Source organism: Hydrocarboniphaga sp., assembly GCF_965279055.1.
In the GTDB taxonomy this organism is placed as follows: Bacteria; Pseudomonadota; Gammaproteobacteria; order Nevskiales; family Nevskiaceae; genus Hydrocarboniphaga.
The window spans coordinates 269,313-293,762 of the sequence record NZ_OZ257125.1 but is presented as its reverse complement, the minus strand read 5'-3'; the positions used below and the strand labels follow the sequence as shown (position 1 = coordinate 293,762).

The following is a 24,450-nucleotide window of genomic DNA, read 5'->3' as shown; positions in this document are numbered from 1 at the left end:
ACTGCGTTCGCCCCGAGTAGCCGGATTTATCCGGCGTATCGAGGGGCCAGACCGCGATCCGGCCCCTCGACACGCCGCAAGCGGCTACTCGGGGCGAACGGCAGTGAGTGATGCGTTCAAAAAGAGCCTACTTCTTCCCCGCCCGCTCGCGGTCGATCAGCCAGGTCGCGATCGCCAGTTTCTCGTCCCAGCTCTTGCCCTTGACCAGGTACTTGCCGTTGATGATCAGCGACGGCGTGCTGCTGACCTTGCTGTGCATCGCGAAAGCGCGGCCCTTCTTCAGCTGCACGTCGACCGAGAAGCTGCGCATCGCGCCGAGGAACATTTCGGCGCCGGGCGCGCCATGCGCGGCGTACCAGTCGGCGATCTTGGCCTCGTCGACCGCGCCGCCTTCGCCGGGCAGCGCATGGGTTTCGTGCACCGCCTTGTAGACCTCGTCGTGGGTTTTTTCGACCAGGCCGAAGGACTCGGCCGCGTAGTAGGCGCGCGCATACGGCACGAAGTCGCCGCGGAAATCGGCGGCGATGTAGACCACGTGCACGTTGCCCGGCAGCTTCGCCTTCCACTGCTGGAAGTCCGGATTGAACGAAGCACAGGCCGGGCAGACGTAGTTGAAATATTCGACCAGCTCGATCTTGCCCGGCACCGGCGCGAACGGCTCGCCGCCTTCGATGGTCACGTAGTCGGTGCCTTCGACCGGCGGCGCGGTCAGCGCCGGCGCGGCGGCAGCAGCAGCCGGGGCCGGAGCCGGCTCGGCGGGCTTGGCTTCCGGCGCCGTGGCGGGCGCTGCGGCTGCAGCCGGGGCGGCACTGACCGCGGGTGAGGATCCGGCGGTGGCCGCGGCGCTTTCAGCCGGCGCCGGCTCGGCCGGTGCCGCGGTTTCGGCCGGTGCCGCGGCGGCGGCGGGTTCGGCCGGCTCGGCCGGCGGCGCCTTGGGCGAACAAGCGGCGAGCGAGGACAGCAACAGGGACATCAGCAGCAGCGGACGCAGCTTCATGGAAGGCTCGTTTCGTCTGAATGAGTAGGAGAAGACCGCGGCGGCGCCGCGTAGTGCCATAGCCTAGCGGCAGCGCGCCGGCCTTGCAGCTTTAGGGAACCTCTGATCAAGTCCTGCGCGGACGTGCAGGACTTGATCAGAGGTTCCTTAGGCGCGCCGTGCCGTCTCTGGCTTGCCGCCTTCGCGGCAATGACATGTGCGGCTAACGGCGGCGCATCGTATACAGCCGCCCCCCGAGCCAGCACTGCGGCACGGCCAGCAGCATCAGCGCGATCGGATACCAGTGCGGGCCCAGGCCCTGGTTCCAGGTGGTGACGACGCCGAGCAGGCCGAGCAGGCTGCCGACGCCGCCGAGGATCAAGGCGTGCTTCAGCGGATTCTGCGGAGCCAGCCTTGCGGTCAGCGCCCCGCCGCCGACACCGATGATGAAGCGGTACAAGGTCGCCATCACGCACAGTTCATGGGTCAGCGGCTGGTCCATCGCCGGATACACGCCGGCCAGGTGCAGCGCGATGTCGACCAGCGTGGTGACGATGACGATGAACGCAACGCCGGCGGCGACGGCCCAGACCGATTTCCCTTTCATCAGCGCAGTTCCTTGCGGATGACCAGCTTCAGCCCCGACCAGACCTCGTTGACCGCACAGACCTTGATGTCGACGAAGCCCAGCGGCAGGGCCACGGCACGGATCGTATCTTCCGTGATGTCGGTGACGACTTTGGACGCCTTCTTGGGCCATGAAACCCACACCGCCGCGTCGCTGCGGATCGCATTGCGCAGGCTTTTCAGCTCCGCGGCCAGCGCCGCGCCGTCGGTTGCGAAAATGTGCACGATGTCGATTGCAGCCGAGATTCCGGCCTCGAACGCGACAGCGGCCGGCAGCGGCGCCAGCCAGTCGCGATAGCCAGCGGGCGCCTGCAGCGCGAGCACCCGGCGGCCTTCGGTGATGCCAAGTTTTTTCGCGAGCGCGGTGCCCGAATAGCCGGCCTGAGCAGTCATGCCCCGATGCTAGCATCGGGGCGCGGCTTTCTTCAGCCGAGGAAAGCCTGGCCGCCGTCGACGGCGATGCTCTGGCCGTTGATGTAGCGGCAGTCGTCGGAGACCAGCGTGGCGACGAAGCGGCCGATGTCGGCTTCGCATTCGCCGACGCGCTGCATCGGCACCGTGGCGATGAAGGCGGCGGCCTCCTGAGGCCGCGCCTGGGTCCAGCCGGCCATCGCCGGCGAATCGCCCAGCGGCAGGATCGCGTTGCTGCGGATGCCGTCGGCGGCCCATTCGCAGGCGGCGGCGCGGGTCAGCTGGCGCGTCGCCTCTTTGACTGCGGCGTAGCCGCCGTAGCCGGAGACGTCCCAGCGCATCGCCGCGACCGTGCACAGGTTGACGATGTTGCCGGCGCCGGATTTTTTCAGGTGCGGATGGCACAGCTTCATCAAGCGTAGCGTCGCCAACGGCCCGGATTCCCAGCCGGCGGCCAGCGCCGCTTCGCTCAGCGACAGCAAGGGAGCGAGCGACACCTCCTGCGCGTTGTTGACCAGGATGTCGAGACCGCCGAGTTCGCCGACCACGCGCTCCACCGCCCGTGCCAGCTGATCGGCGTGCTTGATGTCGCATTCCACCGCGATCGCCTTGCCGCCGCGACGGCGGATCTCGGTCACCGTGGTGTCGAGCTTGGCGGCGGTGCGGCCGAGCACCGCAACGGTCGCGCCCTCGCCCGCCAGCGCGTAGGCAATGCCCTGGCCGACACCTTGTCCGGAGCCGGTGACCAGCGCGATTTTGTTGGAGAGTTTGGGCATGGTGGTTCCTGGCTTTTGTGCGTCGTCGGTCGCGGGCAAGCCCGCTCCTACAACTGCGAATGTGGGAGCGGGCTTGCCCGCGACATCGCGGTCAGGCCGCGACGGCGACCGCGGGTTTCACATCGACCGCCGCATTCGCCATATGCATCGCGCCGATATAGCCGAAGGTCATCGCCGGCCCCAGCGTCGCGCCCGCACCCGGATACTTCGGCCCCATCACCGCGGCCGTGGTATTGCCGGTGGCGTACAGGCCTTCGATCACATGGCCGTCTTCGCGCAGCACGCGCGCATGCACGTCGGTGACCAGGCCGCCCTTGGTGCCGATGTCGCCGGCGTCGAGTTTCACCGCGTAGAACGGCGCTTTCGCGATCGGGCCCAGGCAGGTGTTGGGCTTGACGCTGGGGTCGCTGTAGTAGCGGTCGATCGGCGTATTGCCCTTGCCGAACTGGCTGTCGACGCCGCTGGCGGCGTACTGGTTCATCGCCGCCACGGTCTTCGCCAGTTCGCCGGCATCGACGCCGATTTTCGCCGCCAGACCGGTCAGCGAGTCGGCGCGGTAGTAGACCTTGTCGAGCCAGTCTTTCGGCAGCTTGGAATCGGGCTCGATCTGGCCGGGCAGGAAAATACCCATCGGATACTTGTAGCGGAAGGTCGCGTCGAACACGAGCCAGCACGGCGCCGCGTGGTTGCCGCGCGCCTGGTCGGCGTACATCGCGTCGAGAAAATCCGGATAGGCGGCGGCCTCGTTGACGAAGCGCCGGCCCTCCTGGTTGATCGCGACACAACCCGGCATGCCACGTTCGACGAACAAGGTGATCTGCTGCGAAACGCCGGGCTTTTTCACCGTCGGCGAACCCCAGACCAGGCCCATGTGCTTGAGCGCGGCGCCGAGCTTCTGCCCGGCGCGGATGCCGTCGCCATGATTGATCGGCGGCGCCGCGGTCCAGGCCGAACTGGTCGGATGCGGCAGGTACTGCTCGCGCATCTGCTGGTTGGACTCGAAGCCGCCGCAGGCCAGCATCACGCCGCGCCGCGCGCGATAACGCAGCCGGCGGCCGCGCTGGTTGACGACGACGCCGACGACCTTGCCGTTCTCCTCGATCAGCGACTCCATGCCGGTTTCGAGTTGCAGCGGAATACTCGCCTTCTTCATCGCGATGCGCAGCCGCGCGACCAGCGCCTGGCCCAGGGTCAGCCGCCGATCTCGCGGCGTCTTGCGGCGCCAGCTGAAATCGGTCCAGTACCGGGCGAACATTTTCGTCATCAGCCACATCCATCCCGGGCCGCGCGAAAACAGCTTGTGCGCCTCGACCTGGTTCATCGAAATGCGGCCCATCAGCATCGTGCCCGGATAGGCGGCGCGCATCAGGTCGTAGTCGGCGCCCAGTTGCGCGGCGTCGAGTTCGAAGGGCTCCATCGAGCGCCAGCCGGCCTTGCCGCCCGGCGCATCGGAGTAATAGTCCGGATATTTGACGACGCTGTGATACGGCAGATCGAAATGCGCGGCGATGTACTTGACCATCTCCGGCGCGGCTTTGAGATAAGCCTCGAGCTTCTCCACCGGCGTCGCGTCGCCGATCAGGTGTTTCAGATAGGTCAGCGCTTCCTCGAACGAATCACTGCCGCCGTTGCGCGCGATGTCGTGATTGTTCGGGATCCAGATGCCGCCGCCGGACACGGCGCTGGTGCCGCCGAACAACTTGTCCTTGTCGACGACGATCGCCGACAGCCCCTGCTGCTTCGCGCACAGCGCGCTGGTCATGCCGCCGGCACCGGAGCCGACGACGACGACGTCGTACTCGGCGTCCCAGGATGTTTCGTTGATGCCCATCGCGTGCTCCATTGTTGTGCCCCTCTCCCACCGGGAGAGGGTGGCGCGCAGCGCCGGGTGAGGGACTTGCAGGTTCGCGCCGCGCTTCGACGCCCTCACCCCTGGCCCCTCTCCCGGTGGGAGAGGCGAAAAAATCTAGAGGAAGTAGTCCGTGTTCTCGCGACCCAGCAGCACGCTGCCGTAGTTGCGTTCGAACTGGTCGGGGTTGTTGGCGTAGTGGCCGCGCGCGGCGAAGATGTCGAACACGTAACGGTGCAGCGCGAAGTCGGTGAAAATGCCGCGGCCGCCGCACACCGAGAACAGCTGGTAGGCGTGTTTGGCCGAGCGCTCGACCACCTGCGCGGCCTGCGCACGAAAGTGCGAGCGCTGGGCGATGTTGTCCAGCGGCTGCTTGGCGCGGATCCTGTCCATCAGCAGGCCGAAATTGCGGTTCAGCACCAGCTTCATCTCGTCGATCGCCAGCGCGGTTTCGGCAGCGGCGATCTGCGCCGGGCCCTGCTCGCTGGTCTTGTTGCCCATGTCGCCGACACGCACCGCGGCGAATTCCAGGAAGGTATCCAGCGCGCCCTGCAGGCCGCCGATCGCGGCACTCGATACCGCCCGCACGAAGATCTGGCCGAACGGCAGCTTGTACAGGTCGGCGGTGAAATGCTCGCGGCCGGGGTTGGTGCCCATGAAGCCGTCGCTGGCCTTGTGCGTGCGGTACTCGGGCACGAACACGTCGTCGACGACGATGTCCTTCGAGCCGGTGCCCTTGAGGCCCATCGTGTGCCAGGTGTCGATGACCTTGAAATCGCTTTTCGGCAGCATGAAGGTGCGGTATTCCGGCGGCTGGTCCTGGCTGAAGATCAGGCCGCCGAGGAACACCCAGTCGCAGTGATCGATGCCGCTGGAGAAGCCCCAGCGGCCGCTGAACCTGAAGCCGCCTTCGACCGGCTTGACCTGGCCCTTGGGCATGTAGGTCGAGGCGATCAGCACGCTGTCGTCCTTACCCCAGACATCGGCCGCGGCGCGCGGATCGAACAGCGCGATCTGCCAGTTGTGCACGCCGACCACGCCATAGACCCAGGCGGTCGACATGCAGCCTTCGGCCAGCGTCATGCAGACCTCGTAGAACACCTGCGGATCCATCTCGTAGCCGCCGTAGGCCTTGGGCTTGAGCACGTTGAAGAAGCCGGCGGCTTTCATCTCGGCGATGGTCTCGTCGGGCAGGCGGCGCAGCGCTTCGGTCTGGCTAGCGCGTGCCTTGAGGATCGGCACCATCTCGCGGGCGCGCTGCACCAGGACCTGCGGGCTGATCGGGGTGGCGCTGGCTTTGGTCTGGACGTTGGGCACGACGGAATCTCCGACAGGAAACAGGGGCGACGCGACAGCGCCGCCGATGCCACTTTTTCGCAGATGCCCACCGCCGCAGCCTCACCCGAAATGACTAGCAGATGCGGCAGTCGGACCCACGTCGTCCGACAGGACGAAGTCGCCTATCCGGGTGGGGCGAATACTGGCTCAGCGGCTTTCAGCCAACAGACGACGGACGGGACCCCAACTCATGACCACCAGCAAGGAATACGGCCTCGGCGAATTCGACTTTCCGCGCGGCTGGTTCATGATCGCGCAGAGCAGCGAAGTGACCAGCGACAAGCCGATGGGCGTGCGCTATTTCGGCCAGGAATTCGCGCTGTATCGCGGCAAGGATTCCGGCAAGGTGTTCCTGCTCGACGCGTACTGCCCGCACATGGGCACCCACCTGGCGCGCAACAGCACCAGCTATGTGGCCCAGGACGGCGCGATCGAGGGCGACTCGATCCGCTGCCCGTATCACGCCTGGCGCTTCGGCCCGGACGGCAAGTGCAACCACATCCCGTATTCCGACGGGCCGATTCCGCCGGCGGCGAAAGTGCGCGCCTGGCCGGTGAAGGAGAGCATGGGCGCGGTGTTCGTCTGGCACGACCCGGAAGGCGGCGAGCCGGAATGGGAGGTGCCTTATCTGAGCGAATGGGACGAGCCGAACTGGGTGCGCTGGACCCATATCGACGATCTCGGCACCATCGACACGCATCCGCAGGAGATCGTCGACAACATCACCGACGCCGCGCATTTCGGCCCGGTGCACGGCTCGCGCACCAAGTTTTTCGAAAACGAGTTCAAGGGTCATCTGGCGATCCAGCGCATGGCCGGCGGTCATCGCACGCTGGCCGCCGAGGGCGGCCCGCTGCTGGTCACCGAAGCGATCTACAACGGCCCCAGCGTGCTGATCACGCGCATGAGCGGCCTCTACGACAGCTACATTTTCATCGCCCACACGCCGGTGGAAAACGGTAGCAGCCACGTCTGGCATTCGCTGCTGGTGAAGACCGCCAAGGGCGGCGCGGCGACCGATGAAGATCGCGCCGGCGCGAAGATGTTCTCCGACATGGCGCTGGCCGCATTCGCCCAGGATTTCGAGGTGTGGAAGCACAAGCGGCCCTGCTTCAACGGCCTGTTCGTGCAGGGCGACGGCGCCTTCCGCAAGCAGCGGCTCTGGTACAAGCAGTTCTACAACCCGCGTGCGCAGAAGCAGGAATTCCTGAAGCAGGTGGAAGGCATCCACGTGCCGCGCGGCATGCAGGCGTTTCCCAAGGATCACAAGGAACTCGCCGCCGCTTGATGTTTCTCTCCCTCCCCCGCCTGCGGGGGAGGGCTGGGGTGGGGGCGTTCGTCACGGCGCAAGGCTTTATCGTCTCGCCCCCATCCCGGCCTTCCCCCGCGCGCGGGGGAAGGAGACCAGCAGAAACTACTTCGGCAATTCCATATCGCCCGGACCCCAGAACGCGCGCATGCTGGTGAACTTGCCGGCCGCGTCGAAGGTGAAGGTGTCGATCACGCGGATCAGCGCCGGGCCCTGCGGCATGTTCAGTTCCACGTCGAAGGCCATCGCCGCCGCGTTGCCGTGCGAGCCGCGGATCGGCGCCGCCAGCTTCAGCCGCGCGCCGGTGGCCACCGACCTCTCGTAGAACGCGGCGATCGCCGTCCGGCCGCTGATCAGCGGCGTGCCGACCGGATCTTCCACCGTCGCCTCGTCGGCAAACAATGCCGAAATCGCCTGCGGATTGGAGGCGTTGAAGTGGTCGATATACGCCTGCAAAGCCCGCTTCATGCCCTGTTCGTCGCTCATGCCCGGCCCCGTCGCTGTGGATGGCCGCGACTATGGCCAGCGGCCTGGTGAGTCCGGCTCACCCTTTTGGACGAGACACCTCGTCCGCTTGCAGGGCTACCTTGATGGCCCGTCGCGCCCCTGGCTGCGGCGGGAGACAAGGGCCAGTTTTCCTACACCCGCCGGGAGTGGGATGGGTTCAAATAGGGCCAGAGCGCCACAAGGCGACACCCGGCATTGCTAACGGAGGAGACCCGTAATATGCCAGTCACCGCAGTATCGATGGCCGATGCCCGCAGTGCATCGCGCCCGCCCGCCGCGTTCGCAGCCGTGAGCGCCGCCGTCGGCATCACCGCGAATCCCGAGATCGACCAGCTCGATCGCCTGATCGGCTCGATCTACGACGGGCCGATGGAATCGCCGCCGTGGCAGACCGCGATGCAGCTGCTGCGCGATCGCCTCAAGGCCGGTCACGTCACGCTGATGCTGCGTCCGCCGTCCACCGACAGCACCGGCATCATGCTCAACACCGGCAGCACCACGGTGCAGAACGTGCAGGCCTACGAGACGCACTTCTTCGCGATGGACCCGTTCATCCGCCTGCCCGAAGGCGAAGTGCTGACCGCCGAAGAACTGATCGGCAAGCAGTGGCTGCAGTCCGCGGTGTACCTGGACTTCCTCAAGCCGCTGAACATCCGTCACCTGCTCGGCGCCGACATCAATACCCGCGACGGCATCGAGTGCCGGCTGCGGGTGACGCGCCTGCATGATTCGGCGCCGTTTTCTGCCGAAGACAAGGCGCTGTGCAAGCTGCTGCTGCCGCATCTGAAGCGCTCGATCCAGCTGCACGCGCGGCTGGATTTCCTCGAATGCGAGCGTGCGATGTTCGCCGGTGCGGTCAACCGCATGCAGCTGGGCACGATCAGCATCGACCAGAACGGCAACATCATCGAAAGCAACCAGGAAGCGCGGCGCATCCTGGCGGAGAAGGACGGCATCTGGCTCAGCGGCAACACGCTGTGCGTCGAAAGCGCCCAGGAGAGCCGCTCGCTGCAGCAGATGATCCGCCACTGCGTCACCGACGCCGGCGCCGCCGATGGCCCGGGCGTGGTCGAGGCGCTGTCGGTGTCGCGCCCCAGCGGCCGCGCCAAGCTCGGCATCCTGGTGCGCGCCATCCCGATGGGCCCGTTCTCCGAAAGCAAGCAGCGCCCCGCCGCGGCACTGTTCCTGCGCGACCCGGAAGCCAGCGCCGTGCAGCCGTCCCAGGAGCTGGTGCGCCGCCTGTTCGGCCTGACCCGCATGGAGGCCTCGCTGGCGCTGCTGCTGACCGAGGGCCTGACGCTGGACGAGGCCGCCGAGAAGATGAACGTGCGCCGCAACACCGCCCGCACCCATCTGCGCTCGATTTTCTGCAAGACCGGGGTGACCCGGCAGACGATGTTGGTCCGCTTGTTGCTCAACAGCGTATTGAGCTTGGGGTGAAGCCGTTGTTGTTGTAAGGGAGAGCGGGAAGGAAAGGCGGGCTTCGGCCCGCCTTTTTTATGGCTTTTCGTTTTGGAAGCGCCGACTACAAGCCCGTTCGTCCCGAGTAGCCCGCGCGGTTGCGGGCGTATCGAGGGACCGGATCGCGATCGGATCCCTCGATACGCCGGGATGAAACCCCGGCTACTCGGGACGAACGGAGTTCTGCGCGGAATTCACGCTCGGTTACCCACTTCCTAAACCGCCACCCGCTCGCTGCGCATCGTCACGAACTCTTCGGCGGTGGTCGGGTGCACGCCGATGGTGTCGTCGAGCATCGCCTTGGTCGCACCGGCTTTCAGCGCCACCGCCAGGCCCTGGATGATCTCGCCGGCGTCCGGGCCGACCATGTGCGCGCCGAGCACCCTGTCGCTGTCGGCGTCGACCACCAGTTTCAGGAAAGTGTTTTCGGCCGAAGCGGTCAGCGTCATCTTCAGCGGCCGGAAGCGGCTTTCGTACAACTTCAGCCGATGGCCCTGCTCCAGCGCCTGCTGCTCGCTCAAACCGACCGTTCCGATATTCGGCAGACTGAAAACCGCGGTCGGGATCAGCGTGTAATCGAGCGGCCGGTGCAGCTCGGGTCTGAACAGCAGCCGCGCGACCGCGGTGCCTTCCGCCAGTGCGACCGGCGTCAGCTGCACGCGGCCGATCACGTCGCCGACCGCGAAGATCGACGGCTCCGCGGTGCGGTAGTGCTCGTCGACGGCGATGTAGCCGCGCGAATCCAGCGCGACCTTGCTGTTTTCCAGGCCGAGGCCGTCGACGATGGGCCGGCGGCCCTTGGCGAACAGCAGGCAATCGGTGTGCAGCCGGCTGCCGTCGCTCAGCTGCAGTTCCAGGCTGGCGTCAGCGAGCCGGGTTACCTGCCTGATGGTGATGTCGAAGCGCAGGTCCAGGCCGCGCAGGCTCAGCTGATCGCGCAGATGCGTGCGCAGGCCGCCGTCGAATCCGCGCAGGAACAGGTCGCCGCGATACAGCTGCACGGTTTGCGCGCCAAGACCGTGGAAGATCGACGCGAATTCCACCGCGATATAGCCGCCGCCGGCAACGACGACGCGCTTGGGCAACTGCGGCAGATGAAAAGCCTGATCGGACGTGATCGCATGCTCGGCGCCGGGAATCGCCGGCACATAGGGCCGTCCGCCGGTCGCGAGCAGGATATGCGCGGCGCGGATGCGCTCGCCGCCGACATCGACCGTGTGCGCATCGAGCAGCCGCGCATGCGCCTTGATCACGCGCACGCCCGAATCCGCCAGCAGCCGAGCGTAAATGCCGTTGAGCCGCGCGATTTCGCGGTTCTTGTTGCGCAGCAGCGTCGGCCAGTCGAACCGTGGCTCGCCCGCGGTGCTCCATCCGTAGCTTTGCGCGTGCTCGAAATCGTCGGCGTAGGACGCGCCGTAGACCAGCATTTTCTTCGGCACGCAGCCGAGATTGACGCAGGTGCCGCCGAGATCGCTTTGCTCGGCGAGTGCGACGCGCGCGCCGAAGCCCGCCGCAACCCGCGCCGCGCGCACGCCACCGGAACCTCCGCCGATCACGAACAGATCGACGTCGTATGCAGGATCGTTCATGGCGACATGCTATGCCATTCCCTTCTCCCTCCGGGAGAAGGTGGCGCGTAGCGCCGGATGAGGGCGTCGCAGCGTGGCGCCACATTCGGGCGCCCTCACCCCCTAACCCCTCTCCCGAAGGGAGAGGGGAATGAAAATCAAGCCGCCTTCGGCAGCACCTTGCCGTGCTTCGCCAGCCAGTGCGCGGTGATGTTCGGCGCCTGCTCGACGGGCGTGACGATTTCGAAGATGCGCTCGTAGGTGGCGCGCTGGATCTTCCAGGCGCCGTCGCGCTTGACGTAGGTATCGCGGTACAGCGCGCTGCCGTCGGTGATGATCTTGTTGCGCAGGTCCAGGAACCAGTCTTTCAGATACCAGGTGCCGGTCGCCTCGGTCGCCGAAACCAGATCGATTTCCGGGTGATTGACGTGATGCATCGCAATCGCCTCGGAATGGAAGGCGCCCGACAGCGCATCGATGATGGCGTCGCGGCCGGCCGTCTCGAAGCGGTAGCTGCCGCCGACGTAGCAGACGCTGGAGTCTTCGGTCAGCAGCTCGCGCAGCTCGCCGAAGTTGGCCATGTCGATGCAACGGCAATAGGCATATTTCAAGCGGCGGATCTGCTCCAGATCCTCAAGTTGGGCCAGCGTCATCGACATCGTTGCTCTCCGTTATCAGTGCTATCGCACCGAGCATGTTGCCGACGCGCGGCGCGGGCATCGTCCATTCGCAGCAGCGCCGCCGCAGCGGCACCACGCGCCGGCGCTACAGGGAGGCGAGGAACGACAGCTGGTGGGCGATCGAGGTCGAGAAAGTCGGCTCGAAATACGGCTCGAAGTGGTTGGCGTCGATGCTGCGCACGCGGATGCGATCGTTGCCGGCGGCGACGATATCGGCCTCGTTGAACGGTGCCACCGAGTCGCGCGTCCCGCCGACGATCAGGGTCGGCACGCGGATGTCCTTGAGCCGCTTGAACGGCCGGTACGGCCCCATGGTCATCAGCGAGCGCGCCGCCACGCGGTTGTCATACGGGCGGCCGATCGCCGCCATGCCGGCGAACAGGGCCCGTTGCGCGTCGTCGCGATCCATGGAGCCGAATTCGCCGGGGGCCGACACCACCGGCAGATAGATCGGACGGCCGGGCTTCAACAGGTCGGCCAGCGCATAGAGCGCAAAACGCAGCAGGGTAAACAGCGGCACCGCGCGCACCGCCGCCATGCCGTTCAACATCGGCACCTGGGCGATGGCGCCCAGCAGTTCGGGATGCTCGGCCGCCAGCTCGACGACATGGCCGCCACCGAACGAGCTGCCCCAGAGCACGATCCGGTCCGCGTCGATCTGCGGCAGGCTTTTCAAATGTGCCAGCGCGGCGTCGGCATCCAGCACGCGCTGCTTCGGGTTGATCTGATTGCGCGGCATGCCGGCGCTATCGCCCCAACCCCGGTAATCGAAGGTCATCACCGCAAAGCCGGCGCCGGTAAAGCGATCGTAGAACGGCGGCGTCAGCGCGTTCTGCACACCGCCCCAACCATGCACCATGAGGATCGCCGGCAGCGGCTTTCCGTCGCGCGATTCCGGCAAGCGCAAGGTCGCGGCACATGTCACGCCGCCGCAAACGAATGTCGTCTTGACCGCCTCGAACCGCGATGGCGTCTGAACCTGGGGGCTTTGCATGGCGATGCTCGAAAAAAGAGACCGGGGGCAAACGCCATCTTGAATGGCATTCAAGAAACTACAATAACAGTTCTTGATTGCCGATCAAGATTCCCCGGAGCGTGCTGCGTGGCCAAGAACAAGCGGACGATCGATCGCGAGATCAAGCGGGACGAAATCGACGCCGCCGCGTCCCGGCTGTTCATCCAGCACGGCTACGAGGCGACCTCGATGTCGATGATCGCGGCCGCCATCGACGTCGCTCCCAACACCTTGTACTGGTACTACAAGAGCAAGGACGAAATGCTGGTGGGTGCCCTCAACCGGCTGGTCGCGCAAGGAATGGCCGAACTACACGGCAGGGCCCATGCGCCGTTCGCCGACCAGTTGTCCTGGGCTATCCAGCAGTTTGCGCAGGCCAGCGATCTGGTATCGACGGTGCACGCGCGGGCCGCGCGATCCGAAGTTGTCCGCGAGTGGCATGAGGCCTTCCACCGGGCGCTGGAAAACATGCTGGTCGGAAAGCTGCAAGCGCGCGGTCTCACGTCCGCGCAGGCCCGGCTGATGGCGACCGTCGGCACCTTCGTAGTCGAGGGCCTGCTGTCGCACCCTCATACGCCGGCGCAGCGCAGCGACGTGATCGCCTGGATGACCGGCATGAAAGTCTGAGCACCTGGTCGCTTGCGACATCGCTCGTGACAGCGCCTGTACACAACGAGCTGAAATTCGTAAGCGCAGCCGCCCGCGGTAGCAACCGCGATCACCGCAAGTTCAAATCCCAAAGCCCCCCGACACATTGATCTGCTGCCCGGTCACATAGCCGTTGGTCGCCAGAAACACCGCGGCGCTGCCGATTTCCTGCGGCTTGCCCCAGCGCTTCAGGCACAGCAGCTTCTGCGTTTCGTCGGTCCATTTCTGGTCGAAAACGCCGCGCTTCAGCAGCTCCAGGAACATGCCGGCCTCGATCACGCCGACCAGCACCGAGTTGGCGCGGATGTTGTGGCGGCCCTCTTCCTTGGCGATACCCTTGCATAGCGCCTCGTTGACCGCTTTCGGCGCAACGGAAAGACCGTCTTTCGCCGGCCACCAGACATGCCCGGCGCTGCCCAGATGCACGTAGCTGCCGCCGCCGGCTTCGCGCAGATGCGGCAGCGTCGCCTGTACCGCGGTGAAGAAGCCATGCACTTCGATGTCGATCGACTTGCGCCACAGCTCCTGCGTGGTGTCGCCGATGTGAACCTGCTCGACCACCGGCCCGGCGCCCCAGACCACGGTGTGGATGCGGCCGTGCGCCGCAATCGCCGCCTCGACCGCGGCCTGCACCTGCGCCGGTTCGCGCACATCGGCCGCGTGCGCCGTGGCCTTGCGGCCGCCAGCGGCAATCTCCGCGACCACGCGCTCGGCGACGTCCTTCTTGCTGCGATAGACGATGGCGACGTCGCTGCCGGCGGCGCCGAAGGACTTCGCCACTTCCTGGCCGATGCCGCCGCTGCCGCCGAACACCAGCGTCGCGCCTTTGGGAAAGCTCTGCGACATCGCGTTTCTCCGCCTGATCGTAATCGTGCGGGATTATGGAAACGCGAGGGCCGGCGCGGCCTCATCCGCGCAGACGATGGCGCCGATATGGATGCGTCCCTCGATACGCCGCTGCGCGGCTACTCGGGAGGAACGACGGCATGGAACAAACCCCGTTCCTCCCGAGTAGCTTCGCTTGCGAAGCGTATCGAGGGACGCAAACCCGCTCAGTTGGCGGTGTAGAAGGTCTCGGGATCGAACAGCTTGGCCGCGGTGCTGCGCGTGCTGCCTTTTTCCGAGCGCAGCTCGGTCAGCGCGTCGTTCTCCAGATCGCGCATCTGCAGTTGCTGCACGTAGTAGACGGCGCCGTCGCGGCGGATCGAACTGGCCGGCGCGATCATCCGCTTCAGCACCTTGGTGCCGGCCATGAAATCGGCTTTCAGCGGCACACAGCTCTGCTGGTCGATCCAGGCGCGCGCGCCGCTGTAGCGCGACTGGCTGCTGTCGAAACCGCGGAACGACAGCACCTCGACCCGGCGCCCCTCGATATCCTCGGGCGTCTCCAGCGTCGCATGCAGATCGCCGAAGGCGCTCTGCAGCTGCTTGAATTCGACATAGCTGAACTGCGTGCCCATCAGCGCGCCGTCGGCGACGCTGCCGCTGAGCTTGCGCACGCGCCCCACCGACGGCAGGTAGACGTACATGCCGCCGCGCGGCGCGTCCGCGGTCTGGTTGATCAGGTAGGCGCCGCCGGCCAGCGCCTCGGGCTCGGTGATACGCAGGTTCACGCGCAGCAGGCCGGCGTGGTCGCGCATCGTGTAAAGCCAGCCGGCGAGGCTGCGCACCGGGATGCCGCGCTCGCGCACGTCCATGGTGATTTTCTGCGTGCGCAGCGCGCTGGACGAGTTGGCGCGCATGCAGCTCAGTACCTGCTCGGCGTCCTTGGCGTCGGCGGCTCGCGCCACGGGGGCACCGCACAGCAGCGCGCAGCACAGCAGGGCGGCGCAGCGGCCTAGATGGTTACGGCTCATTGCAATCTCCCGGTCGCAAGCGGCGAGCCGGTGAAGGCTCAGCCTTGGTTGACGCTGGCTGCAGCGAGGAACGCGGGACGTTCGCCGCCGCCGTGCAAGGTCAGGTTTGTACCGGAAAGATAACCTGCCTGCTTCGATGCCACCCACAGGCAGGCGTCGCCCACGTCGCCAGGCTCGGCCAGGCGCTGCATCGGAATCGTGCTGGCCACGGCCTTGATCCCGGCTTCGTCGCCGTAATGCAGCTCGCTCTGCTCGGTCCGCACCATTCCCGGGCTGACCGCGACCACGCGCACTTTCGGCGCCCATTCCACCGCCAGCGACGACACCAGATTGAGCACGCCGGCCTTGGCCGCACCGTAGGCGGCGCTGCCCGGCGAAGGCCGCAGCGCGCTGACGCTGCCGACGAACACGATCACGCCGCCGCTGTCCTGCTGCTGCATCTGCGCGTTGGCTTTCTGCGCCAGGTGCAGCGGCGCCAGCAGGTTGAGCTGGATCATCGACTCGTGGAACCGCGGCGAGGCCTTGTCGGCCATCACGAACGGCGAGCCGCCGGCGTTGTTGACCAGCACGTCGAGGCGGCCGTGGCGCCGCAGGATCTCGTCGAACAGCCCGTCGCGCGCGGCGCTGTCGCGGACATCGGCCGCGATGAACTCGGCGCCGCGGCCCTCGACCGACGGCAAGCTCTCCGGCGCTTCGCGGCCACAGCAGACGACGACGTCGCCGGCCGCCAGAAAGCTGGCGCTGATGCCGCGGCCGACACCCTTGGCACCGCCGGTCACCAGCACGATTCTGCGCTGCGTCAAGAGACTCTCCTTGCGGATCTTTGCGATCGCTTGTGCCGACGATGCTAGGCGATCCGCCGGGCAGCACCGTCACCCGTAAGGACGAATTTGCCCATCGTCATTCCCGCGAGGGCGGACATGACGGCAGGCGGCCGTCGTCCAAAGGGACGAAGCCGGCCCGGGCTCTGCGAACGACGATGCCGCCATGACCGCAAAACCCGTCCCCGAAGGCCGCTACGTCACACTCCAAAGCGGCTACAAGATGCACCTGATCGACCAGGGCCGCGGCCCGGTCGTGGTGTTCCTGCACGGCTCCGGCTCGGGCGCCTGCGGCCACAGCAACTTCAAGCACAACTATCCTGAACTGGTCGCGGCCGGCTTTCGCGTGATCCTGATCGATCTGCTCGGCTACGGTTACTCCGACAAGCCGGCCGACATCGACTATCCGCTGGAGCTGTTCGTCGCCACCGTGAAGGAAACGCTCGATATCGTCGGCGTCGAACGCTACACCCTGATCGGCAACTCGCTCGGCGGCGCGATCGCGCTGGGCCTGGCGCTGGCGCATCCCCAGGCCGTCGAAAAGCTGGTGCTGATGGCACCGGGCGGCGTCGAGGACCAGCCCGAGTATTTCAAGATGCCGGGCATGGCGCTGATGAAGGAAGTGTTCATGTCGGCCGAGCCGGTGACCGCGGCGCGGCTCAAGGACTTCTTCATCCGCGGCATGGTCGTCGATCCGTCCGTGGTCGACGAGCAGACCGTCAACGAGCGCTTCCAGCTGATGCAGCTGCAGAACCCGCAGGTGGTGCGCACGATGAAAGTGCCGAACCTGACGCAGCGCCTGCACGAAATCCAGTGCCCGGCACTGGGCTTCTGGGGCGCGGACGAGAAGATGATGCCGGAAAGCGGCATCCTCAAGCTGGTCCACGGCGTTAAGAATCTGCGCATGATCGTGGTGCCGCGCTGCGGCCACTGGGTCATGGTCGAGCATCGCGAGCTGTTCAATCGCATGACGCTCGATTTTCTGCAGCACGGCTGAGCGATGAGCCTGAGCCCCGACAAAATCAGCGCGCTCGGCGACGAGCTGTTTGCCGCGCTGCGTGAGCGCCGCACGCTGGCGCCACTGACCACGCGCGAGCCCGGCATCAGCATCGACGACGCCTATCGCGTTTCGCTGCGTTTTCTGGAGCTGCGGCAGCAGCAGGGCGAGCGCGTCGTCGGCAAGAAAATCGGCGTCACCAGCAAGCCGGTGCAGGACATGCTCGGCGTGCATCAGCCGGACTTCGGCTTTCTGACCGACCGCATGCACGTCGCCAACGGCGACTGCGTCAGCCTTGCGCGTCACCGCCTGATCCAGCCGCGTGCCGAGGGCGAAATCGCCTTCGTGCTGAAGCGCGACCTGCGCGGTGACCACATCACCGCCGAGCAGGTGCTGGACGCCACCGACTACGTGGCGGCCTGCTTCGAGATCGTCGATTCGCGCATCCACGACTGGAAAATAAAAATTCAGGACACGGTCGCGGACAACGCCAGCTGCGGGGTGTTCGTGATCGGCGATGCGCGCGTCGATCCGCGCTCGCTGGATCTGGCCGCGGCGAAGATGGATATCCGCAAGAACGGCGAGCACGTCGCCTCCGGCCTGGGCTCGGCGGTGCAAGGCCACCCGGCGGCCGCGGTCGCCTGGCTGGCGAACACGCTCGGCCAGTTCGGCATTCCGTTCAAGGCCGGCGAAATCATCCTGTCCGGCTCGCTGGCACCGCTGCTGCCGGCGGTGGCCGGCGATCGCTTCGAGATGACGATTGCCGGGATTGGGACGGCGGCGGTTTCATTCGAGCAATGACAAAACTTTCACTCCGCAATCTGTAGGAGCGGGCTTGCCCGCGAATGAAACCTGCAACCGCACAATCGCGGGCAAGCCCGCTCCCACAGTGCATGAATAAACGGTAACCGCATGACCAAGATCAAATGCGCCATCATCGGGCCGGGCAATATCGGCACCGACCTGCTGTACAAGCTGCGCCGCAGCGAGCTGCTGGAGCCGGTGTGGATGGTCGGCGTCGACCCGACGTCCGAAGGCCTGGCGCGCGCACGCGAGTTCGGCCTGAAGACGACGGATAAAGGCGTCGACGGCATGCTCGAACAGGTCAAGGCCGACGGCGTGCAGATCGCGTTCGACGCGACCAGCGCCTACGTGCACAAGGCCAACTCCGACAAGCTCAACGCGCTCGGCGTGATGATGATCGACCTGACGCCGGCCGCGATCGGCCCCTACTGCGTGCCGCCGATCAACCTCAAGCAGCACGCCGGCCAGCGCGAAATGAACGTCAACATGGTCACCTGCGGCGGCCAGGCGACGATCCCGATGGTCTACGCGGTGTCGCGCGTGCAGCGCGTGAAATACGCGGAAATCGTCGCGACAGTGGCGAGCAAATCGGTCGGCCCGGGCACGCGCAAGAACATCGACGAGTTCACCCGCACCACCTCCGGCGCGGTGGCCAGCATCGGCGGCGCCGACGAGGGCAAGGCGATCATCGTCATCAACCCGGCCGAGCCGCCGATGATCATGCGCGACACCATCCATTGCCTGACGATCGATCCGCCGAAGCAAAAGGAGATCGAAGCCTCGGTGCAGGAAATGATCAGGGAAGTACAGAAATACGTGCCCGGCTACCGGCTGAAAAACGGCCCGGTGTTCGACGGCAATCGCGTGACCACGTTCATGGAGGTCGAGGGTCTAGGCGACTTCCTGCCGAAGTACGCCGGCAATCTCGACATCATGACCGCGTCCGCGACGCGCACCGCGGAGATGTTCGCCGAAGAAATCATCGCCGGCCGACTCACGCTGGCGGCCGCATAGGAGCAGCAGGCAATGAACCTGAAAGGCATCCAGATCAAGGTGCACGACATGTCGCTGCGCGACGGCATGCACCCCAAGCGCCACCAGATCACGATTGAGCAGATGCAGGCGATCTCGCAGGGCCTGGACGCGGCCGGCGTTCCGCTGATCGAGGTCACGCATGGCGACGGCCTCGGCGGCGCCTCGGTCAACTACGGCTTCCCCGCCGCGACCGACGAGGAATACCTGCGCGCGGTGATTCCGCACATGAAGCAGGCCAAGGTCTCGGCGCTGCTGTTGCCCGGCATCGGCACCGTGGATCACCTGCGCATGGCCGCGGACTGCGGCGTGACCACGATCCGCGTCGCCACGCATTGCACCGAGGCCGACGTGTCCGAACAGCACATCAACCTCGGCCGCAAGATGGGCCTGGACACGGTGGGCTTTCTGATGATGGCGCACATGATCGAGCCTTCAATGCTGCTCGAGCAGGCGCTGCTGATGGAAAGCTACGGCGCCAACTGCCTGTACGTGACCGACAGCGCCGGCTACATGCTGCCCGACGACGTCAGCGCGCGTATCGCGCTGCTGCGCGACAGGCTCAGGCCGGAAACCGAAATCGGTTTTCACGGCCACCACAACCTGGCGATGGGCATCGCCAACTCGCTGGCGGCGGTCGAAGCCGGCGCACGGCGCATCGACTGCGCCTGCGGCGGCATGGGCGCCGGCGCCGGCAATACGCCGATGGAAGTGTTCGTCGCGGTGTGCTCGCGCATGGGCGTCGAAACCGGCGTCGATGTGCTGAAGATCAGCGACGTCGCCGAGGATCTGGTCACGCCGATTCTCGACTTCCCGGTGCGCATCGACCGCAATTCGCTGACGCTGGGTTATGCCGGCGTGTACTCGTCGTTCCTGCTGTTCGCCAAGCGCGCCGAAGCCAAGTACGGCATTTCGGCGCGCGAAATCCTGATCGAGCTGGGCCGGCAGAAAATGGTCGGAGGCCAGGAAGACATGATCGAGGACACGGCGCTGACGATGGCGAGGGAGCGCGGCATCAAGGTCGCTGCGTGATCCGCACCTGTAGGAGCGGACCCTGTCCGCGACTGAGACCTTGAAGAGCACAGTCGCGGACAGGGTCCGCTCCTACAGGTGATGCCTACCTCTTCTCACTCGCCGCGACCAGCTGCTCCAGCTTGCTCACGTAATCCTTGTAGTAGGCCGACAGCTCGACGTCCGGCGTGAACGGATATTCGTTGAAGCTGTACAGGTCGCGCAGGCCGCGCGCACAGACCAGATTGCCGGGCTCGAAGTCCAGGCATTTGCGGTACTGGCGCCTGGCCAGCTGGTACTCCTCGCCCTGCATTTCGTACCAGTACTGGTAACGCGTGAAATCGGTGACGTCGAAATACTTCTTACCCTTGTAGCGCGGCAGCGGATGGAAGTTCATTTCAGCGGCGCGCTCGTAGGCCGGCAGCACGCCGTTGATGATCGCGATCTCGTAAGCATCGCGGATACGCGTGCGCGGGTGCTTGTCGAGAACCTTGTCGACACCGGGCGTCACCGTGTCGCCGAGTTCGAAGATGCGGCCCAGCCAGTATGCGGTGCCGCCGCAGTAGTTCTTCGCGCCGCGCTGCGCGATCGCAAAACCCTTGGCCGGATTTTTCTGCTCGGGCGTGACGAAATCGCCGAAGGTGTAGGCGCGCGTCAGCACGGTGGCGACTTCGCAGGCCTTCCATTTCTGCGCCGCCGGTGACCCCGTCCAGTTGGCGTCGTCGCTGTAGTCGACCGTCCCGTACGTCTCCAGCAGCTTGCCGGCGTCGATCGCCGCGCCGATTTCGCTGCGGATCGCGGCGCGCTCTTCGGCTGGAATGTCGGCGCCCTTGTACTGGTAGATCGCGACCGTTTCCTGGCCGTTGACCAGTTCCAGCGAGGTGCCGTACTGCATCTTCGAGTACAGCTGCGCGCGCTCGGCCAGGAACGCGGCGTTGCTGCGCTGGATCGCGGCACGCTGCGCGTCGTCATTGGCCTGGCGCTGTTCCATCAGGCCCTGCATCTGCTGGCCGATGACGCCGATCGAGCCAAAGGTTTCGGTCGGCTTGTCGCTACGGCATTTGCCGTAGTCGTAGCGGCGCGGATCACCGTCGGCGCCCTTCTTGTCGGTCTGCAGGCAGGGATCGGCGAAAGCCGGCGCGGACAGCAGCGCGGCGGCAAGGCACAGCAACAGGCGATGATGGTTTTTCACGGCGATCCCCGAACGCGGCGCGATGCGCACCGGCTGCGGCGATTGTCGAGCGCCGCGGCCCGCAGGTCTGCCCCCGGAACAGGGGGGCGGCGGTGATTGCCCGACCTGTAGGAGCGGATCCTATCCGCGACTCGCGGCTTCGAGAGCACAGTCGCGGATAGGATCCGCTCCTACGGGTCCGGTCAGCGGATTTTTGCCGCGCGCTCCAGCAGCAACTCACGCTCACGTGCGTTGCGGGTCAGCGCCGCGGCGCGCTCGAATTCGGCGATCGCCTGGTCGCGCCGATCGAGCTTGGCCAGCAGATCGCCACGCACCGCCGGCAGCAGGTGGTAGTTCGCGAATAGCGGCTCGTCGCGCAGAGCGTCCGCAATCTCAAGGCCCGCCGCGGGACCGAAGGCCATGCCGACCGCGACCGCGCGGTTCAGCTCGATCACCGGCGACGGCGTGCGCTGCGCCAGCGCGCCGTAGAGCGCGGCGATGCGCGGCCAGTCGGTGTCCTGCGCGACTTTGGCGCGCGCGTGGCAGGCGGCGATCGCGGCCTGCAGCGCATACGGCCCGAGCGCGCCGCCGAGGGATTCGGCGCGCTGCAAGGCGGCGAGGCCGCGGCGGATCAGCAGCTGATCCCAGCGCGCGCGGTCCTGCTCCAGCAGCAGGACAGGCTCGCCGCCGGGACGCGTGCGCGCGCGCATTCGCGAGGCCTGGATCTCCATCAGCGCGACCAGGCCATGCACCTCCGGCTCCCGCGGCGCGAGGCCAGCGAGAACGCGGCCGAGCCGCAGCGCGTCTTCACACAGCGCCGGGCGCATCCATTCGTCGCCGGCGGTGGCGGAATAGCCCTCATTGAAGATCAGGTAGATCACTTCCAGAACCGAAGCCAGGCGTGCGGCGAGCTCGCTGCCGGCCGGCACTTCGAACGGAACGTCCGCCTGGGCCAGCGTGCGCTTGGCGCGGACGATGCGCTGCGCGATCGTCGACTCCGACACCAGGAATGCGCGCGCGATTTCGTCGGTGCTCAGTCCACCGAGCATGCGCAGCGTCAGCGCGACGCGCGCCTCGGTCGACAGCACCGGATGGCAGGCGGTGAACAGCAGCCGCAGCAGGTCGTCGCCGATCACGTCGTCGAGGCCGGCATCGGGCGCGGGAATGGCCATGCTCATTTGCTCCTCGATTTCCAGCACGATTTCGTGCTGCTTGCGCTCGGTGAGCTGGTGATGGCGCAGCCGGTCGATCGCGCGATGCTTCGCGGTGGACATCAGCCAGGCACCCGGCTTGTCCGGCACGCCATCCTCGGGCCAGGTCTCCAGCGCGGCGACCAGCGCGTCCTGCGCCAGGTCTTCGGCCAGGCCGACGTCGCCGCGCAGCATGCGCGCGAGCGTCGCAATCAGGCGCGGGGACTCGATGCGGAAGATGGCATCGACGGCGGCGTGGCTAGCTTCAAGGCTCAAACCAAGCCCCGTTCGTCCCGAGTAGCCCGCGCTTTTTGCGGGCGTATCGAGGGACCCGACGGCGATCCGGTCCCTCGATACGCGGGCAAGCCCGCTACTCGGGACGAACGGAGGCTGGTTGAGCCCTGCAGCGTCATCAACGCCCCTGCATCTCGCGCAACCCCGCCGCAGCCGCCTGCACATCCGGCGGAAAATCCTCCATCTCCTGGACCTGCCGCACCTCGATCACCTCGTTGTCGCCGGCCGGGCAGCGCGAGGCCCAGGCGATGGCTTCGGCACGCGATTTGACGTCGATCAGCCAGTAGCCGCCGAGCACTTCCTTGGCCTCGGCGAACGGCCCGTCGGTGACCGTCGGCTTGCCGGCCTTGAAGCTGACGCGCGCGCCGGCGGCCGGCGGATGCAGGCCGTCCAGCGCGAGCAGCACACCGGCGCGCTGCAGGCTTTCGTTGTACTTCATCATCGCCGCGACCGCGTCGGCCGGCGGCATCGTGCCGGCGGGAGCGGATTCGTAGCCTTTCGGAATCATCAGCATCATGAAGCGCATGGTTCAGGCTCCTTCGTTCTGGGTTTTCAGATTGGCGAGACCGTCGGCGAAGTCCTTGCCGATCATTTCGTCCATATCGAAGAAGATGCCCATCAGCTTGCTGATGTAAGGCGCCGGGCCGTCCATCGCCCAGGTCAGCGTGGTGCTGTCACCAACCGGCACCAGGGTGAAGGTCGCGGTGTTGTGGCCTTCGAAAGGCCTGAGGAAATCCAGCTTGAACACGACTTTCGACGACGGCACCGACTCGATGATTTCCATGCGGCCGGCGCCGACCTTGCTGTTGCCGTCCCAGGCGTAGGCCGCGCCCTTGCCGCTGGCCGGGCCTTCGTAACTGCGCTTCATTGCCGCGTCGTACTTCTCGTACGGCGACCACTTCTGCCAGGCGCCGAGCGTGTCGATCTGCGCGAACAATTTTTCCGGCGGCGCCTTGATCGTGGCGCTGCGCTGCACCTGGAAGCGGTCGGGCCGCGTGCTCGCGTAAATCAGCAGCGCGGCGATCGCGACGACCAGGATGATGCCGATGGTCTTGAACATGCTCGTCTCTCCTCAGGCCTTGTTGGCCGCGGCCTGGTCGAGGCGCGCACGCTGGTTTTCTTCCTGCTCGCGCAGCTCCGGCGTGAATTCGGCACCGAAGTCCTCGGCAGTGAACACCTGACGGATTTCGACTTCGGTCTGCTGCCCTGCCGGCCAGGGGCAGCGCTTGATCCAGGCGATCGCTTCCTGCCGGGACTGGCACTGCCACATCCAGAAGCCGGAAATCAGCTGCCGATGCGCGTTGTCGAACGGGCCTTCGGCGACGCTGATGTGGCCGGCGCTGTCCCAGTTGACCCGGGCGCCCTTGCGGCTCGGATGCAGGCCGTCGCCGGCCAGCATGATGCCGGCCTGGATCAGCTCCTCGTTGTAGCGGCCCATGTCGGCGATCAGTTGCGCGCTCGGCATCTCGCCGGCTTCGGTGGCCGGGCTGGCCTTGAGCAGGATCATGAATTTCATCGGTGTCGCTCCTTGCGTTTTGTGCTGGTTATAGAGACGACGGATGAAGCAGGCGCGGATCGACACGGCTGCGGAGTTATTTTTAGGGCTTTTTTAAATCCTTGCTGTAGATCGATTTTTGATTGGACAGTCGCGGATAGGGTCCGCTCCTACAAAAGCCGATCGAACTGTAGGAGCGGACCCTGTCCGCGACCCCTCAATCCTCGTAACAGGCGCCGCTCTGCCGCACCTCGATCGTCGCCCAGGCCGCGGCCGGACATTCACAGGCGATCGCGATCGCCTGTTCGCGGCTGTCGCAGTCGATCAGGAAGAAGCCGCCGACGATCTCCTTGGACTCGGCGAACGGCCCGTCCAGCAGCGAGCGCTTGCCGCCGCGGATCTCGACGCGCACGCCGCTGGCGTCAGACGTCAGCGAGTCGCTGGCGATCAGCAGGCCACGCGCCTTCAGGTCGGCGGTGAACGCCAGCATCCGCTCCATCGCGGCCTGTCCATCGGCTGTCGACCGCGCGCGCCGCGCCTCGCTCTTCTCCTGCACCAGCAATAGATACGACATGCGGTACTCCTGGTCCGGACTCCATGGTAGCCCCGCCACT

Annotated in this window: 26 protein-coding genes; 7 read left to right on the top strand and 19 right to left on the bottom strand. The window is 66.2% G+C overall.

Annotation, left to right across the window (positions count from 1 at the left end):
- Window positions 1–127: 127 nt before the first annotated feature.
- The 6 genes from ACQZF9_RS01410 to ACQZF9_RS01385 form a co-directional block, all read right to left on the bottom strand.
- Window positions 128–997, bottom strand: a complete 870-nt coding sequence (locus ACQZF9_RS01410) for a thiol:disulfide interchange protein DsbA/DsbL (RefSeq protein ID WP_428311496.1) — start codon at window positions 995–997, stop codon at window positions 128–130.
- 202 nt (window positions 998–1,199) lie between these two features.
- Complete coding sequence (locus ACQZF9_RS01405; protein WP_428311495.1) at window positions 1,200–1,583, bottom strand: hypothetical protein; 384 nt, start codon at window positions 1,581–1,583, stop codon at window positions 1,200–1,202.
- The gene (locus ACQZF9_RS01400; protein WP_428311494.1) at window positions 1,583–1,996 is read right to left on the bottom strand and encodes a DUF3052 domain-containing protein; all 414 of its coding nucleotides are present in this window, start codon (window positions 1,994–1,996) and stop codon (window positions 1,583–1,585) included. The genes ACQZF9_RS01405 and ACQZF9_RS01400 overlap by 1 nt, the downstream gene beginning before the upstream one ends.
- Window positions 1,997–2,028: 32 nt before the next feature.
- A complete protein-coding gene (locus tag ACQZF9_RS01395) occupies window positions 2,029–2,790 on the bottom strand; it encodes an SDR family NAD(P)-dependent oxidoreductase (protein ID WP_428311493.1) in 762 nt (253 codons plus the stop codon).
- A 91-nt stretch (window positions 2,791–2,881) separates the two neighbouring features.
- Window positions 2,882–4,621: an FAD-dependent oxidoreductase gene (locus ACQZF9_RS01390; protein ID WP_428311492.1), complete on the bottom strand. Its 1,740-nt coding sequence runs from the start codon at window positions 4,619–4,621 to the stop codon at window positions 2,882–2,884.
- Between the two features lie 135 nt (window positions 4,622–4,756).
- Window positions 4,757–5,884: an acyl-CoA dehydrogenase family protein gene (locus ACQZF9_RS01385; protein ID WP_428313493.1), complete on the bottom strand. Its 1,128-nt coding sequence runs from the start codon at window positions 5,882–5,884 to the stop codon at window positions 4,757–4,759.
- A 283-nt stretch (window positions 5,885–6,167) separates the two neighbouring features.
- Here ACQZF9_RS01385 and ACQZF9_RS01380 point away from each other — a divergent pair, with 283 nt between their 5' ends.
- Window positions 6,168–7,265 carry a Rieske 2Fe-2S domain-containing protein gene (locus ACQZF9_RS01380; protein WP_428311491.1) on the top strand — a complete coding sequence of 366 codons (1,098 nt, stop codon included), beginning with the start codon at window positions 6,168–6,170 and terminating at the stop codon, window positions 7,263–7,265.
- Window positions 7,266–7,391: 126 nt separating this feature from the next.
- Here ACQZF9_RS01380 and ACQZF9_RS01375 read toward each other — a convergent pair whose 3' ends face one another.
- Complete coding sequence (locus tag ACQZF9_RS01375; RefSeq protein WP_428311490.1) at window positions 7,392–7,772, bottom strand: steroid Delta-isomerase; 381 nt, start codon at window positions 7,770–7,772, stop codon at window positions 7,392–7,394.
- 309 nt (window positions 7,773–8,081) lie between these two features.
- Between ACQZF9_RS01375 and ACQZF9_RS01370 the strand changes: the two genes are divergently transcribed.
- Window positions 8,082–9,233, top strand: a complete 1,152-nt coding sequence (locus tag ACQZF9_RS01370) for a helix-turn-helix transcriptional regulator (RefSeq protein ID WP_428311489.1) — start codon at window positions 8,082–8,084, stop codon at window positions 9,231–9,233.
- Between the two features lie 236 nt (window positions 9,234–9,469).
- Here the strand turns inward: ACQZF9_RS01370 and gorA are convergent, their stop codons facing one another.
- From gorA to ACQZF9_RS01355, 3 genes are all read right to left on the bottom strand, one after another.
- Complete coding sequence (gorA, locus tag ACQZF9_RS01365; protein WP_428311488.1) at window positions 9,470–10,843, bottom strand: glutathione-disulfide reductase; 1,374 nt, start codon at window positions 10,841–10,843, stop codon at window positions 9,470–9,472.
- A gap of 137 nt (window positions 10,844–10,980) precedes the next feature.
- Entirely contained in the window at window positions 10,981–11,481 is a 501-nt protein-coding gene (locus tag ACQZF9_RS01360) for a nuclear transport factor 2 family protein (RefSeq protein ID WP_428311487.1), read from the bottom strand.
- A gap of 106 nt (window positions 11,482–11,587) precedes the next feature.
- Window positions 11,588–12,496 (bottom strand): alpha/beta hydrolase, encoded by a 909-nt coding sequence (locus ACQZF9_RS01355; RefSeq protein WP_428311486.1) that lies wholly within the window; start codon window positions 12,494–12,496, stop codon window positions 11,588–11,590.
- A 108-nt stretch (window positions 12,497–12,604) separates the two neighbouring features.
- Between ACQZF9_RS01355 and ACQZF9_RS01350 the strand changes: the two genes are divergently transcribed.
- A complete protein-coding gene (locus tag ACQZF9_RS01350; protein ID WP_428311485.1) occupies window positions 12,605–13,144 on the top strand; it encodes a TetR/AcrR family transcriptional regulator in 540 nt (179 codons plus the stop codon).
- Window positions 13,145–13,246: 102 nt separating this feature from the next.
- Here ACQZF9_RS01350 and ACQZF9_RS01345 read toward each other — a convergent pair whose 3' ends face one another.
- From ACQZF9_RS01345 to ACQZF9_RS01335, 3 genes are all read right to left on the bottom strand, one after another.
- On the bottom strand, window positions 13,247–14,011 hold the full coding sequence (locus ACQZF9_RS01345; RefSeq protein WP_428311484.1) for an SDR family NAD(P)-dependent oxidoreductase: 765 nt from the start codon (window positions 14,009–14,011) through the stop codon (window positions 13,247–13,249).
- 206 nt (window positions 14,012–14,217) lie between these two features.
- Window positions 14,218–15,021, bottom strand: coding sequence for an outer membrane lipoprotein-sorting protein (locus tag ACQZF9_RS01340; protein ID WP_428311483.1), 804 nt, complete (start codon window positions 15,019–15,021; stop codon window positions 14,218–14,220).
- A gap of 38 nt (window positions 15,022–15,059) precedes the next feature.
- Window positions 15,060–15,824 (bottom strand): SDR family oxidoreductase, encoded by a 765-nt coding sequence (locus ACQZF9_RS01335; protein WP_428311482.1) that lies wholly within the window; start codon window positions 15,822–15,824, stop codon window positions 15,060–15,062.
- A gap of 184 nt (window positions 15,825–16,008) precedes the next feature.
- On the opposite strand from ACQZF9_RS01335, the gene ACQZF9_RS01330 reads away from it, so the two are divergent.
- From ACQZF9_RS01330 to dmpG, 4 genes are all read left to right on the top strand, one after another.
- Window positions 16,009–16,839 (top strand): alpha/beta fold hydrolase, encoded by an 831-nt coding sequence (locus ACQZF9_RS01330; RefSeq protein ID WP_428311481.1) that lies wholly within the window; start codon window positions 16,009–16,011, stop codon window positions 16,837–16,839.
- A gap of 3 nt (window positions 16,840–16,842) precedes the next feature.
- Window positions 16,843–17,640 carry a fumarylacetoacetate hydrolase family protein gene (locus ACQZF9_RS01325; RefSeq protein WP_428311480.1) on the top strand — a complete coding sequence of 266 codons (798 nt, stop codon included), beginning with the start codon at window positions 16,843–16,845 and terminating at the stop codon, window positions 17,638–17,640.
- 111 nt (window positions 17,641–17,751) lie between these two features.
- Window positions 17,752–18,657 carry an acetaldehyde dehydrogenase (acetylating) gene (locus ACQZF9_RS01320; protein ID WP_428311479.1) on the top strand — a complete coding sequence of 302 codons (906 nt, stop codon included), beginning with the start codon at window positions 17,752–17,754 and terminating at the stop codon, window positions 18,655–18,657.
- 12 nt (window positions 18,658–18,669) lie between these two features.
- Window positions 18,670–19,707 (top strand): 4-hydroxy-2-oxovalerate aldolase, encoded by a 1,038-nt coding sequence (gene dmpG, locus ACQZF9_RS01315; RefSeq protein ID WP_428311478.1) that lies wholly within the window; start codon window positions 18,670–18,672, stop codon window positions 19,705–19,707.
- 85 nt (window positions 19,708–19,792) lie between these two features.
- Here dmpG and ACQZF9_RS01310 read toward each other — a convergent pair whose 3' ends face one another.
- The 6 genes from ACQZF9_RS01310 to ACQZF9_RS01285 form a co-directional block, all read right to left on the bottom strand.
- The gene (locus ACQZF9_RS01310; RefSeq protein WP_428311477.1) at window positions 19,793–20,878 is read right to left on the bottom strand and encodes a hypothetical protein; all 1,086 of its coding nucleotides are present in this window, start codon (window positions 20,876–20,878) and stop codon (window positions 19,793–19,795) included.
- Between the two features lie 182 nt (window positions 20,879–21,060).
- Window positions 21,061–22,323 carry an RNA polymerase sigma factor gene (locus tag ACQZF9_RS01305; protein WP_428311476.1) on the bottom strand — a complete coding sequence of 421 codons (1,263 nt, stop codon included), beginning with the start codon at window positions 22,321–22,323 and terminating at the stop codon, window positions 21,061–21,063.
- A gap of 136 nt (window positions 22,324–22,459) precedes the next feature.
- Window positions 22,460–22,867: a YciI family protein gene (locus tag ACQZF9_RS01300; protein ID WP_428311475.1), complete on the bottom strand. Its 408-nt coding sequence runs from the start codon at window positions 22,865–22,867 to the stop codon at window positions 22,460–22,462.
- 3 nt (window positions 22,868–22,870) lie between these two features.
- The gene (locus ACQZF9_RS01295) at window positions 22,871–23,401 is read right to left on the bottom strand and encodes an SRPBCC family protein (protein WP_428311474.1); all 531 of its coding nucleotides are present in this window, start codon (window positions 23,399–23,401) and stop codon (window positions 22,871–22,873) included.
- A 12-nt stretch (window positions 23,402–23,413) separates the two neighbouring features.
- Window positions 23,414–23,857: a YciI family protein gene (locus ACQZF9_RS01290; protein WP_428311473.1), complete on the bottom strand. Its 444-nt coding sequence runs from the start codon at window positions 23,855–23,857 to the stop codon at window positions 23,414–23,416.
- A 196-nt stretch (window positions 23,858–24,053) separates the two neighbouring features.
- Window positions 24,054–24,410 carry a YciI family protein gene (locus ACQZF9_RS01285; RefSeq protein ID WP_428311472.1) on the bottom strand — a complete coding sequence of 119 codons (357 nt, stop codon included), beginning with the start codon at window positions 24,408–24,410 and terminating at the stop codon, window positions 24,054–24,056.
- Window positions 24,411–24,450: the final 40 nt, after the last annotated feature.